Below are 21,510 nucleotides of genomic sequence, written 5' to 3'. Positions count from 1 at the left end.
TTATGTTTAAGCTGATAGCATTCAAGGCGGTGGATGATCCAGAGCGATGTGAAAAGTTCATAGAAGGACATCGTCAAGTTTTGGAAAGTATCGGGGTAAAAAAAGTCACCTCAGCGAGTGACACATGGGTGAATAACCCGGATGTTATCGTGGTGATCGTTGAATCGGAGGAGGATGGATTGATTTATGGAGGTGCCAGGATTCACAAAGCGAATGAGCGATTTCCATTGCCGATGGTTGAAGCCATAGAAGAGCTGGACCATACCATCAAGGATGTGATCAGCAAAGATTTGGATGCGGGTACCGGAGAGATTTGCGGTCTTTGGAATTCACGCAAAATCACAGGCTTGGGTATTGGAGCTATTTTTATGTCAAAGGCTTGCTTGGCCTTGACTCCAAAATTAGGACTAACTTCGCTCTATGCCTTGTTTGCGCCCACCACTGTTAGGCTTGGTCTGGAAATGGGCTATGAAATTTTGACTCAGGTCGGCAATAATGGGACCTTTTATTACCCGAAATTAGACTTGATTGCCACAGCAATGAAACTTCATGATGCGGTAGGATTGCCCAAAATGGCCGATGAGATACGGGCTTCAATTTTTGAAATTAGAAATAACCAACGCTTGATTATCCGGGAAAATTACAGAGGAAAAGATGTGACACTAGATTATACCTCCTATATCGAATGAAATTAGATAAAATTTACCTACTGCTTGTCGTCCTGTTGGCAGTATCATGCGGGCAAAAGGGAAGTGATTTTCATTATTTGGGCTGGACTCCCTCCTCACAGGAAAAAAGAGCGATAAGTGAAGTCATCACACTCCCCAATGAGGAGTTCAATTCTGTGGACGGAGATTTTCTTTCTTTAGGGTATTCGGATGAAAGTTTTTGGATTAAAATCCAATTAAAAAGTGATTATTCGGCTGAGGAACGGGTTTTTCTTTCATTTGGCAATCCCATGTTGAATGAAATCGATGTTTATGACCAACAGGGACGGCTGCTGGAAAAAGTGGGTAGGATTAATTTTCAAAAAACAGACTTCAATTCATTTTTTAACCGGATAGACATTTCAGAGACTGACAGTAAAGTATTTTACGTCAGGGTCAAAAGTTTTGGGAATAATAATATCCCCATAGAATTGATAAAGGAGTCAGATTCGGGATTATCCTTGGATGAGCGGAATGTCTTATTTGGCTTATATTTTGGCATTGTGATCGCCATGTTTTTTTATAATCTATTCCTTTGGGCATCTACCAAAGACTGGATTTATGGGCTTTACATCACCTATATTTTCTTTGTAGGATTGACCCAGGGAATATTAGGCGGATATGTAGACTCTTACTTTTGGCCGAATAATTTGTTTTTACGAGAATACAGTTTTTATATCAGTACAGTTTTGGTCAATATAGTGGGGATTTACTATTCACTGAAATTTCTAAAAATCAAATCCTTCAATCGGAAAGTTTATAAAATCGGCCAAGGCATCATTTCGGTTTATTTATTCATATTACTGGCCTTCTTATTTGATTTTGGCATTGGTCAGGTCAAATTCCGATTACTTCAGATTTTCTTGGGGATAGTTCCCTTGTTTTTGCTTTCTATTTCTATTTATTCACTCAAGAAAGGATATCGACCCGCAAAGTTCTTTTTGATTTCCTGGTTTTTATTGATCTGCAGTATGATTATTTTTCTTTTAAGTGATCTAAATATTTTGCCCCATAACTTTATCACCAATTACATTTTTACCTTCGGTTCTGCATTTGAGGCGTTACTCCTTTCCTTTGCACTAGCCGATAAAATCAACATTTTGAAGAAAGAGAAAGAAGCAGAACAGCTTGAGCGTTTAAGAGTGTTGAAAGAAAATGAATCCCTGATCAAGGAACAAAATACCTTGCTAGAAGATAAAGTCCGGCTGAGAACTGATGAACTCGAGCAAGCTTTGAGAAACCTTCAAAACACCCAAAGTCAGCTGGTCAGTCAGGAAAAAATGGCTTCACTTGGGCAGTTAACCGCAGGTATTGCCCATGAAATTAACAATCCGATTAATTTTGTGAGTTCCAATATTATGCCACTAAAACGTGATGTGGCCGATATCATGGAAGTGATAGATTTTTATAGAAATACGGCCACTAAGGAGTTTACCCCAGACTCCATCAAAAAAGCCAAACAGCTCGAAGAGGATCTGGAGCTGGATTATGTGCTTGAGGAAGTGGATCAATTGCTCAAAGGGATGGAGGAAGGAGCAAAGCGTACGGTTGAAATCGTAAAAGGATTGCGACTTTTCTCGCGAGTGGATGAGCAGGATATCAAAAAAGTCGACTTGCATGACGGCATCAACAGTACCTTGATCCTGTTGAATAGCTCTATCCCCGGGAAAATCCGGATTGTTCGAGAATTTGCTGAGCTCCCCATGGTCGAGTGTCTTGCAGGTAAGATCAATCAGGTTTTCATGAATATAATCAATAATGCGGTTCATGCCTTGAGTGATCACATCGATGAAATCAATGATCCGAAGATAGAAATTAAAACCAGGTCTATGGGTGATGCGGTGGTAGTAGAAATAAAGGACAATGGACCGGGTATGCCAGCGCATGTTAGACAGCGGATTTTCGAACCTTTCTTTACTACTAAATCTGTAGGAAAGGGGACAGGTTTGGGGCTTTCGATTGTTTATTCTATTATTGAGAATCACAAAGGCACACTGGAGGTGGAAACTGAGGTGGGCAAAGGGACTACTTTTATCATAACGCTACCTATTTATCAAAGCACATCTAAGTATGAATAGCAACATTCATGTGCTCTACATTGACGATGAGGATAATAATCTCAAGTCATTTCGGGCCACGCTGAGAAAGGATTTTAAGATTTTTACTGCCATAGACGCAGAGGAGGGCTTGAAAATAGCCCAACAGGAGGATATCCATGTGGTTATTGCAGATCAACGCATGCCAGGAATGACGGGGACGGAGTTTTTTGAAAAGCTCATCGAAATTAACCCAGATCCCATTCGGATTTTATTGACGGGTTATTCGGATATTGCCAGTGTCATCGATGCGATCAATAAGGGTGAGGTTTACCGGTTTATCGACAAGCCCTGGAATATTGAGCAGATCAAAAATTCAATTAAGAATGCGGCCGATATTTTTTTTATGCGCCAAGAATTGAAAGAGAAGAACGTTCGTCTTCAAAAGCTGCATAGTGAAATGAATCAATTTGTTTACAGTCTTTCACACGAATTACGAGGTCCGCTGATGAGTATTTCAGGAGTTTCCAAATTGGCCAAAATGGAAGTTTCCGATCCTCAGATTTTGGAATATTTTGACATGATCGACACGGCAACAACCAAGCTTGATGATTTTATTTATAAAATGCTGGACTTTTACCGTTCCACAAAAATTGAGCATAAAATTTCCGAAATCAACTTTGCCGAGGTAATCAATCAGCAGATGGAGGCCTATCAAGCTAAGTTTGATTTGAGCCATTTTCATATCGAAACTCAGATCAATCAACAGGTACCCTTTTATTGTGACGATTCCAAGATCCGGGTGATTTTAAATAACCTGTTTAGCAACTCTGTGCAGTTTCAAAAGCATGAACCCGGAGAAAAACGGATTGCTTTGACCGTAGATGTCAGCGAAAATGAAGCGACGATCTTGCTTGAGGATAATGGAATAGGGATAGATGACAAGCATCATCCTGAGGTTTTTAATTTATTTATGCGCGCCACTCAAAAAAATGTAGGCACGGGTTTGGGGCTTTATATGGTCAAAGAAGCCGTGGAACAACTCGGAGGGACTGTTTCGTTGGAATCCATGCTTCATGTAGGGACTACTTTTCGAGTGATTCTACCAAGCCTTAAATGACCGGTATAATGGGGATTTTTTAAAGGAAAGCGTATCTTTGCAGCCTAACTTTTTATAAACAAAAGCAAAAAATTATGATAAATCCTTGGCATGATGTCAATATAGGCAAAGACGCCCCTGAAATTGTCATGGGCGTGGTGGAGATACCCAAAGGCAGTAAAGGTAAATATGAGCTGCACAAAAAATCAGGCATGCTGATGCTGGATCGTGTATTGTTTTCAGCCGTTCATTATCCTGCTAATTATGGATTTATTCCACAGACCTTCTGTGAGGATCATGATCCATTGGATATTTTAATTATTTCTCAAATTGATATTCCTTCCATGTGTTTGGTTGAGGCTAAAGTGATTGGTGTCATGCGGATGGTCGATGGTGGCGAGGCCGATGACAAAATCATTGCCGTGGCAGCCGGTGACCAATCGGTCAATTACATCAATGACATTGACGAGCTTCCTCCGCACCTGATGAAGGAAGTTCACAGATTCTTTGAGGACTATAAAAAATTAGAAAATAAGGAGGTCAAAGTAGAGGACTTTCTGGGAAAGGAAGATGCTTTACGGATCATTCGGGAAAGTATTGAATTGTATGATAAAAATTTCCGAAATCAACGCTAACCGAAAGCCTGAGCAATCAGGCTTTTTTGTTTTTTACCTCTTTTTTAGCCACCTTTTTTCGAAGGTATTTCACCAAATCTAGGTAGGCCTCATGTTCATGATTGGATACCCTGATAGACTGATGATCCGAAAAAGCTACCGTCAGCTGTCTAAATTCTTTTTTATTGGCCAGAACCACCTCTTCCTCCCAAGCCAAAATATCGGCGATGGGATAGGCTTTTTGATACCCTCGAAGGGGGAGTTTGACAATAATCTGATCTCTGCCCGCGGTGATAAAACGAAATCCAGCCAGCATTTTCACCAATAGCATCAGCAGCACCAGAGTGATTAAGGAAGCTGCGATGAGGTAAAACCAAAGCCCAAAGCTACCGGTATATGCGAAGTCTCTGAGAATGAAAATCAGGCCCGCCAGTAAAGCGATGACAATCAATCCAAGTGAGAAATAAGTGGAGCCTTTGGGTTTAATGACGACCATGTGCGTTTTTGATTTCTTGAAGTTTTGCGAATGCAAAAGTCTCCAATTCCTTGAAAAAAGCGAAGAAAATCACCTGAAATTGAGGTTCATATTCCACAAGTGCCAAATGGGCTACCTCCATTTTGGATTCGAATTTGGTCCGATTGGACATTCCTGTCAATGACCGCTGGATGCCCTCAATCTCTCCATAGTGGAGCAGCCAATTGTCTTTTTTCATAAAGGAATACATGTAAGAAAATCGCTCAGGGACTACCTCTAAATACCGATCTAACGTGGAATAGGTGTCTTGAATAAACTCCGGAAGTGGTCTGCTGGAAAAATTTTTCCAGTTTTTGACCAAAAAATAATCAAAAAACACATCTGTGATGACAGTGGAGTAATGGCCGAATTTTTTGCGCAAATAAGATTGTCCGGCCTTTACTAAGGGGTGGGAATCGGTGAAATAATCAATTTCCCGATGAAGTAAAATTCCCAACATAATCTCATCTTCGAACTCATTGATTTGTTTTCCTTTGACAAAATCCGCAATAAAATTCCCTACCAGGATTTTTTCCTGTCCAAAAGATAAGAAGGCATGCGCGAGGAAATTCATACGTAGTTTTGTTACAAAAACACAAGTGCTTTTGATTAGTTTCGTTGACAAATTACACATTGATGGACAAAGTCACCGAGGAATTAAAAAAAGGACTGAAACTTTTAAAGCAGGAATGGCAAGAGGACCTGGCTCAATACAAGAAGAAATTTTTAACCACTTCGCTTGCTGATAAAAAAAGGGAAGGCATCACCTGGCACCCCATTCAAGTTAAAAAAGTGAAAATCGGAATGGGCGAGCGACTTTTGGTCGAAATCGTAAGACTAGATCAAAGCCAGAATTCTTCTTTTCAATCCGGAAAATCTGTCGCCTTCTTTTCCACACAAGAGGGCTATGCCCAACAGGATACTCGAATCAATGCCGTAATCAATCAGGTCAAAAAGGACGGGATGATTGTGACGCTTCAAGCAGATGAATTGCCCGAATGGATGGAGAGTAGCCGCTTGGGAGTAGATTTGCTCTTTGATGAGGCAAGCTATCGGGAGATGGAATTCGCCTTGAAAAAAGTGATTTCTCCAGAAAGTCAACGGCTCAAAGAGCTCAGAGAAATCCTTTTAGGCGATCAACAGCCCCATTTCAGTGAAAAAACACGAGCAAAAAGCCCTTTGCTCAACGACTCCCAAAATCAAGCCTGTGCCAAAATCGCCCAGGCCAAGGATGTGGCCATCATTCATGGCCCTCCGGGTACCGGTAAGACCACCACGCTTATTCAGGCCATTCAAGAGGCCGTGGAAGCGGGCAGGTCTATTCTTGTTTCCGCTCCAAGTAATGCAGCGGTAGATTTGCTAGTTGAAAAGTTGACCGATTTGGGGATTTCCACCCTTAGGCTGGGCCATCCGGCTCGGGTGGAGGAGAAGATTCTCAATCAGACCCTGGATGCAAAAACAGCCTATCATGAATCGTACCGAGACCTGAAAAAGCTTCGCAAAGACATCGATCATTACCTCAAACTGGCTAAACAATACAAGCGAAATTTTGGTCCCGAAGAACGTAGACAACGCAAATTACTTTTTGACGAAGTAGGACGAATTAGAGAAGCGGCCAAGCATCTGGAAGAATATATTTCTTTTGATATTTTTCAAAAGACTCAGGTCTTTGCCAGTACCCTAGTCGGAGCCTCTTCTCATCATTTGAAAGGGATGGTATTTGATGTGGTCTTTATCGACGAAGCCGCACAGGGATTGGAGGCGGCCACTTGGATCCCCATTTTAAAGGCAAAAAAGGTAGTCTTTGCGGGAGATCACTTGCAACTTCCTCCAACGATCAAGTCCTACCATGCAGCAAAAGAGGGATTAGCTATGACGCTTATGGAAAAAGTGATCCAGCGAAAGCCTCAGGTAGCTGAACTCCTGCAAGTGCAATATCGGATGAAAGCTGAAATCATGGGCTTTTCCAATGATTATTTTTACGGAGGAAAATTGCATGCGGCAGAAAATACCACGCAGCATTTCTTTGAAAATGAATCGGTATTGGAGTGGATCGATACTGCGGGGGCGGGCTACACCGATCGGCAGGAGGAGGAAAGTCTGAGTACTTTTAATCCTGAAGAAGCTGTATTCGCCTGTACCTATTTGAATGAAGGAATCAAGCGGATTGGGCTATCAAAATTCAAAGAAAATGGTTGGACCATCGGTCTGATTGCGCCCTACTCAGCACAGGTGAGGTATCTGCGTTCCTTGATTTTCGAAAGCTATGATTTTCCCAACCTCAAGGCTTTCGCTGACTTGATTACGATTGATACCGTGGATGGATTTCAGGGCCAGGAGCGGGATTTGATGCTGATTTCCCTTACCCGATCCAATGAGAGGGGAGAGATCGGTTTTCTGGCCGATGAACGTAGAATGAATGTGGCCCTGACCCGTGCCAAGCGCAAGCTGATTTTGATCGGAGATAGTAGCACCTTGGCTGTCCATCCATTTTTCGATTCTTTACTGGGTTATTTTGAGGAAAAGGGAGGTTATCGAAGTGTTTGGGAGTTTATGGCCGATTAAAAGTTGAACAATTGAATGCTTTTTGATTGAACCCCTTAGCATTCCAGTTAATAATTTTCAAGGCTCCCAACTGCAGTCAATTCTTCGAAATTCGTTCCTGCTGATAGACCAAATTCAACAAACTCAACACTTCTCCAAAAGCTTCCGCAGATTTCACTTGCACATCGGATACCTTCTTTCCCAATAGCCGGCAAAGGAGTAGCCCGTAAACGCCATTGAGGCAAATCTGGATTTCGTTTCCTAAGTTTTGCCCTTCCGCATCCTTCACTGCCTGCAAAATATAGGGCTTTGCTTTTTGATAGGTTTCGAAATAGGTTTTGTCAGTTTTAACGAGTTGCCAATGAATTTGAGAGAGTTCCTGAACTAGTTTTTGGCTTTCTTCCAAATGGCCATTTTCCTGGATTCCTTCCTTTTTCATTTGATTTCTGAAGTCCTGATACCAATGAAAAATCCCCTCTTTTTCTCGATCCGAAACCGGAAAGTGTGCAACCACATATTGCTTAATTTCTTCCAGATTTCCTTGAAAAGACCGGATGAGATCCTCCTGTTGGTAGAGGTAAATAATGTATTCGGCGATGTTTTGGGATTTTTTGCTTTCGGCGACTGACTTCATGATTACCTGAGATTTTGAAACAAAGTTAAGAAATGCAGAAAAATAGTTTTGCCGGGGGGTAAAAGACAAGGCTTCGTTAAGATAGTTTGCAAAGCTAATCAGATCATTTACCATTTTGCTGTTCTGCTATTTCCCCTAGTTTCAAGGAATATTCTCCTTCTTTTTCCCTATTTTTGCGGCACAAATGCTTATGAAAAACATTAGAAATTTCTGTATCATCGCCCATATAGATCATGGGAAGAGTACATTGGCGGATAGATTGTTGCAGGAGACCCATACGGTCGCAGATCGGGATATGCAGGATCAGTTGTTGGATAATATGGACTTGGAGCGGGAGCGGGGAATCACCATCAAGTCTCATGCAATCCAGATGAAATACATGCATGAAGGGGAAGAATACACGCTCAATTTGATTGATACTCCCGGGCACGTAGATTTTTCCTACGAAGTGTCTCGGTCCATTGCGGCCTGCGAGGGCGCATTGTTGATCGTGGATGCCTCGCAGGGCATTGAAGCTCAAACCATTTCCAATCTGTATTTGGCTTTAGGACATGACCTGGAGATTATTCCAGTCTTGAATAAAATTGACCTTCCTGGTGCAGACCCGGAGTCAGTAGCCGATGAGGTGATCGATTTAATCGGTTGTGACCGGGAAGAAATCATTTTAGCTTCCGGGAAAGCAGGAATTGGAATTGACGATATTCTAAAAGCAGTCGTGACTCGTATCCCTGCTCCTACCGGAGATCCTGATGCACCGCTTCAAGCCATGATTTTTGACTCGGTTTATAACCCTTTCCGAGGCGTGGAGGTGATATTCCGGATTTTCAACGGTACGTTTAGCAAAGGAGATAAGATTAAATTTGTCAATACGGGTCGAGAATACGAGGCAGACGAAATCGGAATTTTAGGGCTCAATCAAATTCCCCAGCAAACCATGTCTGCCGGAAATGTGGGGTATTTGATCTCGGGGGTGAAAGTTGCCAAAGAAATCAAAGTTGGAGATACCATTACCCATATTAAGCGTCCTTGTGAAAAAGCCATTCAGGGATTTGAAAATGTCAAGCCGATGGTTTTTGCGGGAATTTATCCTGTAGACACGACTGATTATGAAGAATTGAGGGCTTCTATGGAAAAACTTCAGCTCAATGATGCTTCCTTGGTTTGGGAACCTGAAACTTCTGCAGCCTTAGGATTTGGTTTCCGCTGCGGATTTTTGGGAATGCTTCACATGGAGATCATTCAGGAGCGATTGGAGCGGGAATTTGACATGACCGTGATTACGACAGTGCCCTCGGTGCAGTTTAGAGCGCTCATGACCAATGACACCTATCAGGTAATCAATGCTCCTTCAGATATGCCTGACCCTACCAAGTTCAAACACATCGAGGAGCCTTTCGTCAAAGCTTCCATTATCACAGCCTCCGAATACGTGGGGCCGGTCATTCAGCTTTGCATGGACAAACGGGGTCAGATCAAAAATCAGGTTTACCTCACAGCCGAACGAGTGGAATTGCAATTTGATATGCCTTTGGCAGAGATCGTATTTGATTTCTTTGATAAGCTGAAGACCATTTCCCGGGGATATGCTTCATTGGATTACGAGTTGAAAGGCTATCAGCCTTCGCATATGGTTCGGCTCGATGTGATGCTCAATGGAGAAGCGGTCGATGCACTTTCAGCAATTGTGCACCGAGATAAAGCTTACGAATGGGGAAAGAGGCTTTGCGAAAAGTTAAAAGAACTGGTACCTCGTCAGATGTTTGAAATTGCGATTCAGGCGGCCATTGGTACTAAAATCATTGCGCGTGAAACCGTAAAAGCGCTTCGTAAAAACGTCTTGGCGAAGTGTTACGGAGGTGATATTTCCCGGAAGCGTAAGCTTCTTGAAAAACAGAAAAAAGGTAAGAAACGCATGAGGCAGGTCGGAAACGTCGAAGTTCCTCAGGAGGCCTTTATGGCGGTGTTGAAGCTGGACTAATAGTTCTACCTACCTCATTAATTTTCCTTCATCATCCCGTAGTCATCAGTGAATGTTTAGTCATTTGAAGAAAATTATTTTCTTCGAATACAGAACACCTGGAGTTGCCTTTTGAATAATTAAAAAACAAATCTCCAGAAGGAGTTAGACGGGATGCCTTCGATTCATTGGAGTGTTATTCATGGATTTTCGATGGGAAACAGTAGGGAAACTCCGGAAAGAAATAACAATGACTCACTAGTGAATCACGATCAGCAAATGGTGAGTTTCCAAGTTTAAAAAATAATAACCATGATAGTAATCGACGGTAAAAAAACCTCTCAGGATATAAAAAGTGAAATCGCAGCACGGGTGGCTGAGATCAAAACGGAAGGAGGGAAAATTCCGCATTTAGCGGCAATTCTGGTCGGAAATGATGGAGCAAGCCAAACCTACGTGGGGGCTAAAGTAAAATCCTGTCATGAAATTGGCTTTGAGTCCACGTTGATCCGGTTAGAGGAAACCGTATCAGAACAAGAATTGCTTCGGGTTGTGGAAAAGGTCAATGAAAACCCTGACATCGACGGATTGATTGTTCAACTACCCTTGCCAAACCATATTTCTGTTGAAAAGGTAACTGACAAGATTAAGCCGGAAAAAGACGTGGACGGTTTCACTCCGGCAAATGTTGGACGGATGACCTTGAATTGGCCGGCTTATGTGGCTGCCACACCTTATGGAATCGTGGAGTTGCTCAAGCGCTATGAAATTGAGACCTCCGGTAAGCACTGTGTAGTCATTGGTAGAAGTCATATTGTCGGTAGCCCAATGAGTATTTTAATGGCTCGAAATGGTAACCCTGGAAACGCCACGGTGACCTTGACGCACAGCCGGACGCAGAATTTGAAAGAAATCACCCAAACTGCAGATATTTTAATTGTTGCCATTGGGAAGCCTGAGTTTGTGACTGCAGATATGGTTAAGGAAGGGGCGGTGGTTATCGATGTGGGGATTCATCGCATAGCAGATTCCAGCAAAAAATCCGGTTTTAGACTGATCGGTGACGTGAAGTTTGATGAGGTTTCCCAAAAAGCTTCTGCAATTACGCCAGTTCCGGGAGGGGTTGGACCGATGACAATTGCGTCTTTACTTTACAATACCCTGCAAGCGGCAGAGAAGAAAATTTATCCTTAGGTCTTAAAATTTATTGAAAAAGCCCAAATCGGGTTTGCTTCGAAAGTTCTAGCTTTCTACTTTTGCAAACCCTAATCTGCGCACGTGGTGAAACTGGTAGACACGCCATCTTGAGGGGGTGGTGCCTTCGGGTGTGGAAGTTCGAATCTTCTCGTGCGCACAAAGCCTTTCCGATTAAATTGGAGAGGCTTTTTTTGATTAAAGGTATTAAGGGATTTGGATTTTTGTTTACTTTTCCTTTCTCAAAACCATTGCTATGAAAAAGAACCTATTGCTCTTTGCTTACTTCCTGCTTTTGGCTAGTTTTCCAACATGGGCTCAAGTAGCACAATTCCCAATAGTCAAAGGCTATGGAGGGATTTTTGAAATTCCGGATGCAACTGAGCGACCTGATCCCAGTTTGGAATATAAAATATTGGTTGATTTAATTTCTGGGGCAGATAATCCTGCTCAAATTAATCGGTATGTCGATAATGTTGCCCGTCTGATGAATTTACATGGCTTGGCTGGCGTTCCAAAAGAAAGACTTCATGTCAAAGTAGTGGTTCATGGTGGAGCTGTTTTTAGTATTTTGAACCATGAAAAATATCAAGAGCGTTTTAAGACGGATAATCCCAATTTAAAAGTATTGGATGCTTTAAAAGAAGGTGGGGCCGAAATTTTGGTTTGTGGGCAGTCCCTGATAGCCAGAGGGTTTACCAAAGAGGATCTTTGGCCCGATGTTGTGCTAGCGCACTCCATGCTCACGACGGCTACCACCTATGTGCCTCAAGGCTATGTGATGCTTCGCTTTTAAGCAATTGGACTTCAAAGTATAAAGACTAAAATTCTGGTTTAATTCTGTGATAATTTTATTGGAACTTTTTCGAGGGATTATCTTTTTATTAAGCTTAAATTTGAACTCTCAAATATAAACCCAGAAAGGTTCTCCAATGAGTGACGCCATCAAACACGAATGCGGCATAGCCATGGTTCGGCTCCGAAAATCACCCCAATATTATATTGATAAATATGGGACACCGGCCTACGCTTCCAATCGCATGTACATTCTGATGCAAAAACAAATTAATCGCGGACAGGATGGAGCAGGTGTAGCTAACGTAAAAATTAACACCAAACCCGGTACGCGATACATCAGTAGGTATCGGTCTATTGAGCCTTCAGCCGTAAATTACATCTTTGATAAGATTAATAAAAAGTACAAAAAGGCGAAGAAAATAGGTGGGGAAAATGCCCTTAGCGATGCGGAGTGGCTTAAAGAAAACATCGCTTTTTCAGGAGAAGTCTGGCTGGGACATCTTCGTTACGGAACCCATGGTGAAAACAGCATCGAGACCTGTCATCCGTTTTTGAAGCAAAACAACTGGCGAAGTCGAAACCTGGTCATGGCGGGGAACTTCAACATGACTAATGTGGAAGATCTTTTTAGCAAGCTGGTTGAGTTAGGGCAGCACCCCAAAGAAAAAACCGATACAGTCACCGTCATGGAGAAAATCGGACACTTCTTGGATGAAGAGAATCAGCGGATTTTTGACAAATACAAACATCAATATTCCAATGAAGAGATCACCCACTTCATTGAAGACGAACTAGACGTAGCAAGAATCTTAAGGCGTTCTTGCCGGGATTTTGACGGTGGGTATGCAATGGCCGGATTGATTGGAAACGGTTCTTCTTTTGTCGTTCGAGATCCATCGGGTATTCGTCCTGCTTATTATTATGCCGATGAAGAAATTATCGTGGTGGCCTCCGAGAAGCCAGCGATCAAATCAGCATTTGATATTGATTTTAAAGCGATCAAAGAAATCAAGCCAGGTCATGCTTTGGTGATCAATAAAGACGGTTCCTACACGGAATCCGAAGTGATGCCAGCCCGAGAAAAGAAATCCTGTAGTTTTGAGCGGATTTATTTTTCAAGAGGTACGGATCCGGATATTTATCAAGAGCGAAAAAATTTAGGAAAAGCATTAATTCCCCAGATTCTTAAAGCCATTGACTTTGATCTGAAAAATACAGTCTTTTCTTATATCCCCAATACCGCCGAGACAGCCTTTTTGGGTTTGATCGAAGGGTTGGATGAATACTTGGTTGCCAAGCGAAAAGAGGTATTGTTGGACGGGAAACCCCATGTTGGGGATTTGGATGAATTGCTCAGTTTCCGTCCTAGAGTGGAGAAACTGGTCAGTAAAGACGTCAAGCTAAGAACGTTTATCACCAATGATGATGATCGGGATACGATGGTATCCAGTGTTTACGACACCACCTATGAGGTGGTTCGACCGGGGGTGGATACCCTAGTGGTGATTGACGACAGCATCGTTCGGGGTACAACCTTAGAGAAAAGTATTCTCACGACTTTAGATAAACTAAATCCCAAGAGGATTGTGATCGTTTCCTCTGCTCCTCAGATTCGATTCCCAGACTGTTATGGAATTGACATGTCTCGAATGAAAGAATTTATCGCTTTCCGTGCAGCATTGGCATTGGTCAAAGAGCGAAAAATGGAGCCCATTCTGGATCAAGTGTATGACTTGGCGATTGCTAATCCCCTGTCCACGGAGAATTTTATCAAGCGGGTCTATGCCCCATTTACTGACGATGAAATTTCCGATAAAATAGCAGAAATAGTAACAGCGCCCGAGCTGAAAGCTGAGGTTTGTGTCATTTATCAAACGGTGGAAAATTTGCACAAGTGTATTCCAAATCATCTCGGAGACTGGTATTTTACCGGAGATTATCCAACCGATGGAGGTACACAGGTGGTAAATCGAGCCTTTGTCAATTTTATGCAAGGGAAGACGGTTCGAGCATATTAAATTCTACATTACCATACTCGCGGCGCTAGGATTAAAACTTAGCGCCTTTTTTAATCAATTAAAAAAATAGTTAGGGATAAAAATTGTATTTTTAGCCTTGAATTGCTAAACGAATAGGATGGATATAAATGTAAAGTTGCTCAAGCAAATCTGTGAAATTGCCGGTGCGCCGGGCTTTGAAAAGAGAGTGCGGGATTTGGTTATTGAACTGGTCACTCCTCATGCCGATGAGGTCAAAACAGACAATCTTGGAAATGTCATTGCGTTAAAAAAGGGAGCTCGAAATCCGGATGGGAAGCGGGTCATGGTGGCAGCCCACATGGATGAAATCGGCTTTATGGTCACCCATATCGATGAAAATGGCTTTGTGAGATTTCATACCCTAGGTGGGTTCGATCCTAAAACCTTGACAGCTCAGCGGGTAATCGTCCACGGCAAAAAAGATCTCGTAGGAGTAATGGGCAGCAAGCCAATTCACGTGATGAGTCCGGAAGAAAAAAATAAATTACCCAAGACTTCCGATTTTTTTATCGATTTGGGAATGCCAAAAGAGGAGGTGGAAAAGTATATTTCCATCGGAGATCCGGTGACCCGCGATCGGGAGCTGATCGAAATGGGCGATTGTGTGAATTGTAAGTCCATTGATAATCGAGTGGCAGTTTTTATCTTAATCGAAGCGCTAAAAAAACTTAGAAATCCGGCCTACGATGTTTATGCCACTTTTACTGTACAGGAAGAAGTAGGAATTCGAGGTGCAAATGTAGCCGCACATGGAATTAACCCGGATTTTGGAATTGCGTTAGACACCACCATCGCTTTTGATGTGCCCGGTGCTCAAGCTCATGAAAAAGTCACCGAACTCGGAAAAGGAACTGCAATTAAAATCATGGATGCCATGACAATTTGTGATTATCGAATGGTGGACTTCATGAAGAAAATGGCCGAAAAGGAAAAAATCACCTGGCAACCTGAAATACTTACTGCCGGTGGAACGGACACGGCAGGCGTGCAGCGAATGGGAAAACAAGGAGCGATTGCAGGTGCGATTTCCATTCCGACCCGACACCTTCATCAAGTAATTGAAATGGCACATAAACAGGATATCGCGGACTCCATTGAATTGTTGGTGACTTGTCTGGAAAACCTGGATACTTTTGATTGGAAGCATTGATAAAAAGACCCCGAATAATCGGGTTTTTTTTTATCATACAATCTCCTATCTTTTTAACATGGTTTTTAAAAATAAATTTTTGAAATGGATCGGTAAACTGGATTTGATTCAGATTGAGCCTTTTTTGGCACTTAGCAATGGAACTCAGGTTTACATCAAGGGAAGGGTGATTTCAGCCTATAAACAAAGCCGCCCAAAAGCCCGGAATAATTCTTTTAAAAATATCTTGGCTGCCATTAGGCGGTATGCCGTGACGAGTATCCCTGAAACTACCGTGCTCATTTCGAAAGGTGATAGCGAGGAAAAAGTGACCAGTGATCAGGATGGGGTTTTCGAATGCGTACTTCCCAGTTCGGGTGAAACTCAAGTGCAGTTTTCATTCCCTGAAAAAGAAGAAGGTATAAACTACCAAGAGTCAGAAATTCCGATCTATGAGGTTCATTCCTCTAATGGAGTGATTTCTGATATTGACGATACAATTTTGATTTCCCATGCCACTCAAATTGGAAAAAAGTTTTGGCTTTCCGTTTCCAAAAATGCCTATACCCGTCGGCCATTTCCAGGGGTTTCCGAGTTTTACCAAAAGCTATCTGTTCATGGTAATACGGAAGTGTTTTATGTTTCGAGTAGTGATTGGTCCTTATTTGATTTGATTCGTGATTTTTTAGAATTTCGAAAAATCCCATTGGGCCCGATTTTATTAAAGGACAAACATATTAACCTCAAAAACATCTGGACTTCCGGAGGAGGAAGCCACGACCATAAATTTGATAAAATCCGCTTTCTTTTTTCCTTCTTTCCCGAAATGAACTTTATTTTAGTCGGAGACAGTGGACAGCATGATCCGGAGATTTATGCTCAACTCAAGGAGGAATTTCCAGATCGGATTAAAACGATATTTATCCGTGAAATCAAACCCAATCATTTTATTGAAGAAAAAAGAGATTATCTTCAAGCTACTTTGGGATTTCACTTTGTGAAAACAACCCATGATGCAATTCAACTCGCCAAAAACCTCGCGCTCTTTTCCTCATGAATCTCAAGGCACTCTTAGTATTCAATCCCAAATCAGGCACCGGAGAAGTTACCTTAACGGACTTAAAAGAAAGAATAACAGCAAATCTGATTGGCTATGACCTGTTTGATTTCCAAACCACAGGTGAAAATGATGCCTTGAAAATAAAGCATCAGATCGATGAAATTCTGCCTGAATTGATCCTCATCGCCGGAGGTGACGGTACGGTCAAGCTTGTCGCCGAAAGTTTGAAGGAGCCCATTCTGATGTCGATTTTGCCACTGGGCTCCGCCAACGGCCTTGCCAAATGCTTAGGGATTGATCAGCTGGAAGATGGTTTGGATTCGCTTCGTAGAATGAAGAAAATCTCCATGGATGCAGTAGATATCAATGGGGAGTTGTGTTTGCATTTGGCTGATTTTGGATTCAATGCCAGACTGATTGAGGAGTTTGAGCAGCAAGAAGGGCGGGGAATGCTGGGGTATATAAAAAGTTCGTTTTCACAGCTTTTTTCAACAGAAAAATCCACTTTTTTGATTCAGACAGAGCAAAAACAATGGGAGGTCAAGACTCGGATGCTGTTAATTGCCAATGGGGATCGTTTTGGTACTGGAGCAGTAATTAATCCAACTGGAAAATTGGATGATGGAAAGTTTGAGCTGATTTCACTTAACATCGAATCTTTGGAGGATTTTCTGGATGTGTCAAAAAGTCTGATTTCGGGAGAAATGGGTGATGGGGATGGAATTCAATCCTGGTCCCTCACTTCCTGTAAAATCAAAAACACTGCAGGAGTGAAATTTCAGATTGACGGGGAATTGAAAGGAAATCCAGAGGAAATCGAAGTAAAAATAGATCCCGGACGTTTTCAATTCATCACCAGACCATAAGCCAAAAATCTCGCTTATTTCAGTCCATTGAATTGCTTAATTTTACCCACTAAGAAGACTATGAAGATTTCCCTTTTCCCAACATTGACCTTTTTCCTCTTTTTATTCAGTGTTTCTTGTACGCAAAAACCGGGTAACTCAATGCAGGAGCCTACCCAAGAGACGAATTGGATTCAGCTGTTCAATGGTCAAAATTTAGAGGGGTGGATTCCGAAAATCCATCATCACGAAACAGGGGAGAATTATGCCCAAACGTTTCGGGTGAAGGATGGAATTATCGAAGTGAATTACGAGGACTACGATGCTTTCGAAGAGCGATATGGCCATTTGTTTTTTGAAAAACCCTTTTCCAATTTTCATTTGAAATGGGAGTATCGATTTACGGAACAGTGGCTGGAAGATGCCCCAATTTATACCTACCGCAATTCGGGGATCATGTTTCATTCTCAGGCTCCGGAAACGATTTTAAAGGAACAGGATTGGCCGATTTCAGTGGAGTATCAGATGCTGGCTGAAGAGAATGCGGGACAGTCAAGACCTACGGGAAACATGTGTAGCCCGGGGACTGATGTGGTTTTTGATGGACAGATCGATGAGCGGCATTGCATTAATTCCACTTCGCCGACTTTCCAGTGGGATGAGTGGGTGAAAGCAGAATTAATCGTATACGGAGACTCTATCGTGCATCACCTAGTCAATGGCGATACAGTTCTCACGTACAGCAAACCTCAAATCGGCGGTGGTGTCGCCAATCGGTATAATCCTGCCATCAAAGTCGATGGGACCCCACTCAAGTCAGGCTATATCGGGTTGCAAAGCGAGGGACAGGGGGTGTTGTTTCGGGAGATTAGAATTCGGGAGCTTTGATTATTTACGTTAATACTCAAAGGGTTTATAAATCCCTATCAGATCCTAAATACTGAGATAATTCCTTTTGAAAAAGATCAGGATGAAAGGATAGAGTTTCTCATATCATGGGATTTTCCTCGTTTTATTGAGATGTTTCCCAAGTCTGGATGATCAATCAGATGCAGTACGAAAGATCGATCTTGGAAGGCAATAGCATGTCATCCAACTCAGTTCAATTTTTGACAATTTTTTGAGACTAAATTGCTTTTCTGCCAAAATAGGATCCATGTCGGATTTGTTTGCATTATCTTGGAAAAAACCTAAATAGTAGCTTTTCCCACCTTTCCCAACGTTTTGAAAACGGCTTGAATTTCATCGAGGGTTTCAGTCTTGAGACCAAATTTAAACTCAGGTTTCATCGTTGAGTTGAGACATTTTTTTTCTTCTTTCTTTTTAAAGCGTTAAAAAGTTGAAAATAAGCCTCAAAAATCTTTGAAACTATGCTCTCTTCGATTCCTTGATTAAAGGAATGTGAAGATTGATTTCTATTTTTAAACCTCTCCATCCGGCCTTCTCCATCTTGAGCCTTTCCTTGACCTTTTGAATCGGATACTTCCCAGCAATTGGATAGCAAAAAAGCATTTTCCAAGAACCGAAGCGCTTCGTATGATTAGTCAGCAGTACAGGCTAACATGTACTCGAGTTCGTATTTCAGCTTAGACCTAAAAATCTGAAACGCTCCATACCACGATATTTCAAAAAAATCCAGCGTTTCTCGACACTGGATTTTTTGAATAACTCAGCAATTGATTTGTTATCATTATCCCAACTTCGTCAAACTCTCCTCCAGAGCCTTGATCTTGGCTTCAGCATCGGCTTGTTTTTTCTTCTCATTTTCCACGACTTGAGCAGGAGCGCCAGCAACAAATCGCTCATTGGAGAGCTTTTTCATCACAGAGGCTAAAAATCCTTTGGTGTATTCAATCTCTTTTTGAAGATTCGCCTTTTCTTCCTCAATATTAATCGAGTCACTCATCGGGATAAAGCATTCGTCGGATTTGACTACAAAGCTCATCGCATTTTCTACTTTTTCGGAGAAACTCAAGGAGGAAAGATTGGCCAACTTGACCAGCACAGATTCAAATTGATGGTAAAGTTCTGGGGTTTTTGTGTTGATCGTCAGTTCAAGGGATTCTTTTGGAGACATTCCTTTGGAAGCCCGGAGATTTCTAACTTGAGAGACAACTTCAAAGACTTGTGCCGCGTCATCGATGGTTTTCTGATCAAATTCTTTTACCTCTGGCCATGGAGCTAAAATCAAGGATTCTCCGACACTTCTTTCTTTGATTTGATGCCAAAGCTCCTCGGTAATAAAGGGCATGAACGGGTGGAGGATTTTGAGTACGTCTTCGAATAGTTCGATGGTCCGGTCGTAGGTTTGCTGATCGATCGGATGCTGATAGGCAGGCTTGATCATTTCCAGATACCACGAGCAGAAGTCATCCCAAACCAGTTTATAAGTTGCCATTAAGGCATCTGAAATGCGGAATTTCTCGAAATGCTCGTTGATTTCTGCCAAAGCCTGCTGGAACCGATTTTCAAACCAGCCGATTGAAGACGTATTCGACCTTCCCGACAAGTTGGGGTCGATTTCCCAGCCTTGAACCAAGCGGAAGGCATTCCAGATTTTATTGGCAAAGTTTCGTCCTTGCTCGACTAACTTGTCATCGTAGGGCAAGTCATTTCCTGCAGGGGACGAGAAGAGCATTCCGGTACGGACTCCATCGGCTCCGTATTTAGCGATGAGCTCAAGTGGATCGGGAGAGTTGCCGAGGGACTTTGACATTTTTCGTCCTAATTTATCCCGCACAATTCCGGTGAGGTAGACATTTTTGAAGGGCTTTTCACCCAAGTACTCATATCCGGCTATGATCATCCGAGCGACCCAGAAAAACAGGATTTCCGGTGCAGTCACCAGGTCATTGGTCGGATAGTAATAGTTGAGTTCCTCGTTAGGCTTGCCCGTTGAAAATACTTCGGTATCAAAAACCGAAATGGGCCAAAGCCATGAGCTGAACCAGGTGTCGAGTACATCCTCGTCTTGCTTGAGATCTGCCAAGACGTAGTTGGTTCCAAATTGGCTGTTAGCAAGTTGAAGGGCTTCCTGTGCTGTTTTTGCAACAACAAATTCTCCATTTGGAAGATAGAAGGCAGGGATCCGATGTCCCCACCAGAGTTGGCGGGAGATACACCAGTCTCGGACATTTTCCATCCAAGCCCGATACATATTTTTAAACTTGGGTGGATGAAGTTGAATGACATCCTCCATGACCGAGGAAAAGGCCGGTTTGGTGATTTCATCCATTTTGAGAAACCACTGCAGGGAAAGTTTGGGCTCAATTACCGCATCGGTACGCTCGGAGTGACCGACATTGGATTTATAATCTTCCACTTTATCCAGTTGCCCGATTTCATCAAGTAGTTTGGCAACCTTTTTTCTGGCTACAAAACGGTCTTCTCCAATGAGAATCTGGGCTTTTTCATTGAGGGTTCCATTGTCATTGAGAATGTCGATTACCTCCAGCTTATGTTTGATTCCCAATTCGTAGTCATTGATGTCATGGGCCGGAGTGACTTTAAGGCAACCCGTACCAAATTCCATGTCTACGTAATCATCTTCAATTATGGGGATAGCGCGATTGATTAAAGGAATGATTGCTTTTTTACCTTTAAGATGGGCAAATCGTGGATCTTGGGGATTGATACAGATGGCTACGTCGGCCATGATGGTTTCAGGGCGTGTAGTCGCAATGGTTAAAAATTGATCCGTTGTCCCTTCAATTTTATACTTGATGTAATAAAGTTTGGAGGCGATTTCTTTGGTAATTACTTCATCATCCGACAGGGCGGTTTGTCCTTTGGGATCCCAGTTGACCATTCGGATTCCACGGTAGATTTTACCTTTTCGATATAAGTCCACAAAGACAGTCGTGACTGCTTCACTCAGGTCCGCGTCCATGGTGAATTTTGTCCGATCCCAGTCACAAGATGCCCCTAGTTTTTTGAGCTGCTCAAGGATGATCCCTCCATATTTTTCTTTCCACTCCCAGGCATGGTTGAGAAATTGCTCTCGGGAAATATCCTTTTTTTCAATCCCTTTTTCTTTCAGCAGGTTGACGACCTTGGTTTCTGTCGCAATCGAAGCGTGGTCCGTACCTGGAACCCAGCAGGCGTTTTTCCCTTGCATCCGTGCCCGACGAATCAGCACATCCTGAATGGTATTGTTCAGCATATGTCCCATGTGGAGGACTCCTGTGACGTTTGGCGGAGGGATGACAATCGTATAGGGTTCTTTGCTTGGGTTTACTTTGGAGGAAAAAAGCTTGTGCTCCATCCAGTAGGTATACCATTTGGCTTCCGCCAAACTGGGGTCATATTTGCTGGCAATAGACATAAATGAGTGATTGATT

Annotated in this window: 17 protein-coding genes and 1 tRNA gene; 14 read left to right on the top strand and 4 right to left on the bottom strand. The window is 42.4% G+C overall.

Annotated elements, in window-relative coordinates; translation table 11 throughout:
• Positions 1 to 2: 2 nt before the first annotated feature.
• The 4 genes from Q0L00_RS12235 to Q0L00_RS12220 all read left to right on the top strand — a co-directional run bounded on the left by Q0L00_RS12235 (position 3) and on the right by Q0L00_RS12220 (position 4,477).
• Positions 3 to 689 (top strand): hypothetical protein, encoded by a 687-nt coding sequence (locus Q0L00_RS12235; RefSeq protein WP_297337167.1) that lies wholly within the window; start codon positions 3 to 5, stop codon positions 687 to 689.
• Positions 686 to 2,785: a 7TM diverse intracellular signaling domain-containing protein gene (locus tag Q0L00_RS12230; protein ID WP_297337166.1), complete on the top strand. Its 2,100-nt coding sequence runs from the start codon at positions 686 to 688 to the stop codon at positions 2,783 to 2,785. The genes Q0L00_RS12235 and Q0L00_RS12230 overlap by 4 nt, the downstream gene beginning before the upstream one ends.
• Positions 2,778 to 3,863: a hybrid sensor histidine kinase/response regulator gene (locus Q0L00_RS12225; RefSeq protein WP_297337165.1), complete on the top strand. Its 1,086-nt coding sequence runs from the start codon at positions 2,778 to 2,780 to the stop codon at positions 3,861 to 3,863. The genes Q0L00_RS12230 and Q0L00_RS12225 overlap by 8 nt, the downstream gene beginning before the upstream one ends.
• Before the next feature lie 74 nt (positions 3,864 to 3,937).
• Entirely contained in the window at positions 3,938 to 4,477 is a 540-nt protein-coding gene (locus Q0L00_RS12220; protein ID WP_297337164.1) for an inorganic diphosphatase, read from the top strand.
• Between the two features lie 16 nt (positions 4,478 to 4,493).
• Here Q0L00_RS12220 and Q0L00_RS12215 read toward each other — a convergent pair whose 3' ends face one another.
• Positions 4,494 to 4,952, bottom strand: coding sequence for a hypothetical protein (locus Q0L00_RS12215; RefSeq protein ID WP_297337163.1), 459 nt, complete (start codon positions 4,950 to 4,952; stop codon positions 4,494 to 4,496).
• Positions 4,939 to 5,544: an ACP phosphodiesterase gene (locus tag Q0L00_RS12210; protein WP_297337162.1), complete on the bottom strand. Its 606-nt coding sequence runs from the start codon at positions 5,542 to 5,544 to the stop codon at positions 4,939 to 4,941. The genes Q0L00_RS12215 and Q0L00_RS12210 overlap by 14 nt, the downstream gene beginning before the upstream one ends.
• 62 nt (positions 5,545 to 5,606) lie before the next feature.
• On the opposite strand from Q0L00_RS12210, the gene Q0L00_RS12205 reads away from it, so the two are divergent.
• Entirely contained in the window at positions 5,607 to 7,535 is a 1,929-nt protein-coding gene (locus tag Q0L00_RS12205) for an AAA domain-containing protein (RefSeq protein WP_297337161.1), read from the top strand.
• Between the two features lie 76 nt (positions 7,536 to 7,611).
• Here the strand turns inward: Q0L00_RS12205 and Q0L00_RS12200 are convergent, their stop codons facing one another.
• Positions 7,612 to 8,148: a DUF4924 family protein gene (locus tag Q0L00_RS12200; RefSeq protein WP_297337160.1), complete on the bottom strand. Its 537-nt coding sequence runs from the start codon at positions 8,146 to 8,148 to the stop codon at positions 7,612 to 7,614.
• 190 nt (positions 8,149 to 8,338) lie between these two features.
• Here Q0L00_RS12200 and lepA point away from each other — a divergent pair, with 190 nt between their 5' ends.
• The 9 genes from lepA to Q0L00_RS12155 all read left to right on the top strand — a co-directional run bounded on the left by lepA (position 8,339) and on the right by Q0L00_RS12155 (position 18,058).
• Complete coding sequence (gene lepA, locus Q0L00_RS12195; protein ID WP_297337159.1) at positions 8,339 to 10,126, top strand: translation elongation factor 4; 1,788 nt, start codon at positions 8,339 to 8,341, stop codon at positions 10,124 to 10,126.
• A 291-nt stretch (positions 10,127 to 10,417) separates the two neighbouring features.
• Positions 10,418 to 11,299 (top strand): tetrahydrofolate dehydrogenase/cyclohydrolase catalytic domain-containing protein, encoded by an 882-nt coding sequence (locus Q0L00_RS12190; RefSeq protein ID WP_297337158.1) that lies wholly within the window; start codon positions 10,418 to 10,420, stop codon positions 11,297 to 11,299.
• A 78-nt stretch (positions 11,300 to 11,377) separates the two neighbouring features.
• Positions 11,378 to 11,459 (top strand) — tRNA-Leu (locus Q0L00_RS12185).
• 96 nt (positions 11,460 to 11,555) lie between these two features.
• A complete protein-coding gene (locus tag Q0L00_RS12180) occupies positions 11,556 to 12,095 on the top strand; it encodes a DsrE family protein (protein ID WP_297337157.1) in 540 nt (179 codons plus the stop codon).
• Positions 12,096 to 12,231: 136 nt separating this feature from the next.
• Complete coding sequence (locus Q0L00_RS12175; protein WP_297337156.1) at positions 12,232 to 14,115, top strand: amidophosphoribosyltransferase; 1,884 nt, start codon at positions 12,232 to 12,234, stop codon at positions 14,113 to 14,115.
• Positions 14,116 to 14,233: 118 nt separating this feature from the next.
• The gene (locus tag Q0L00_RS12170) at positions 14,234 to 15,286 is read left to right on the top strand and encodes a M42 family metallopeptidase (protein ID WP_297337155.1); all 1,053 of its coding nucleotides are present in this window, start codon (positions 14,234 to 14,236) and stop codon (positions 15,284 to 15,286) included.
• 79 nt (positions 15,287 to 15,365) lie between these two features.
• Positions 15,366 to 16,322, top strand: a complete 957-nt coding sequence (locus Q0L00_RS12165; RefSeq protein WP_297337154.1) for a phosphatase domain-containing protein — start codon at positions 15,366 to 15,368, stop codon at positions 16,320 to 16,322.
• Positions 16,319 to 17,191 carry a diacylglycerol kinase family protein gene (locus tag Q0L00_RS12160; protein ID WP_297337153.1) on the top strand — a complete coding sequence of 291 codons (873 nt, stop codon included), beginning with the start codon at positions 16,319 to 16,321 and terminating at the stop codon, positions 17,189 to 17,191. Before Q0L00_RS12165 ends, Q0L00_RS12160 begins: the two co-directional genes overlap by 4 nt.
• A 141-nt stretch (positions 17,192 to 17,332) precedes the next feature.
• Positions 17,333 to 18,058 carry a DUF1080 domain-containing protein gene (locus tag Q0L00_RS12155; RefSeq protein ID WP_297337152.1) on the top strand — a complete coding sequence of 242 codons (726 nt, stop codon included), beginning with the start codon at positions 17,333 to 17,335 and terminating at the stop codon, positions 18,056 to 18,058.
• Between the two features lie 802 nt (positions 18,059 to 18,860).
• On the opposite strand, the gene Q0L00_RS12150 is transcribed toward Q0L00_RS12155, so the two are convergent.
• The gene (locus Q0L00_RS12150) at positions 18,861 to 21,494 is read right to left on the bottom strand and encodes a valine--tRNA ligase (RefSeq protein ID WP_297337151.1); all 2,634 of its coding nucleotides are present in this window, start codon (positions 21,492 to 21,494) and stop codon (positions 18,861 to 18,863) included.
• Between the last annotated feature and the right edge of the window lie 16 nt (positions 21,495 to 21,510).

This window comes from Algoriphagus sp., from assembly GCF_024305035.1.
Lineage (GTDB): Bacteria > Bacteroidota > Bacteroidia > Cytophagales > Cyclobacteriaceae > Algoriphagus.
Note: the sequence above shows the minus strand (reverse complement) of the source record. Positions and strands in the feature narration are given on the sequence as shown.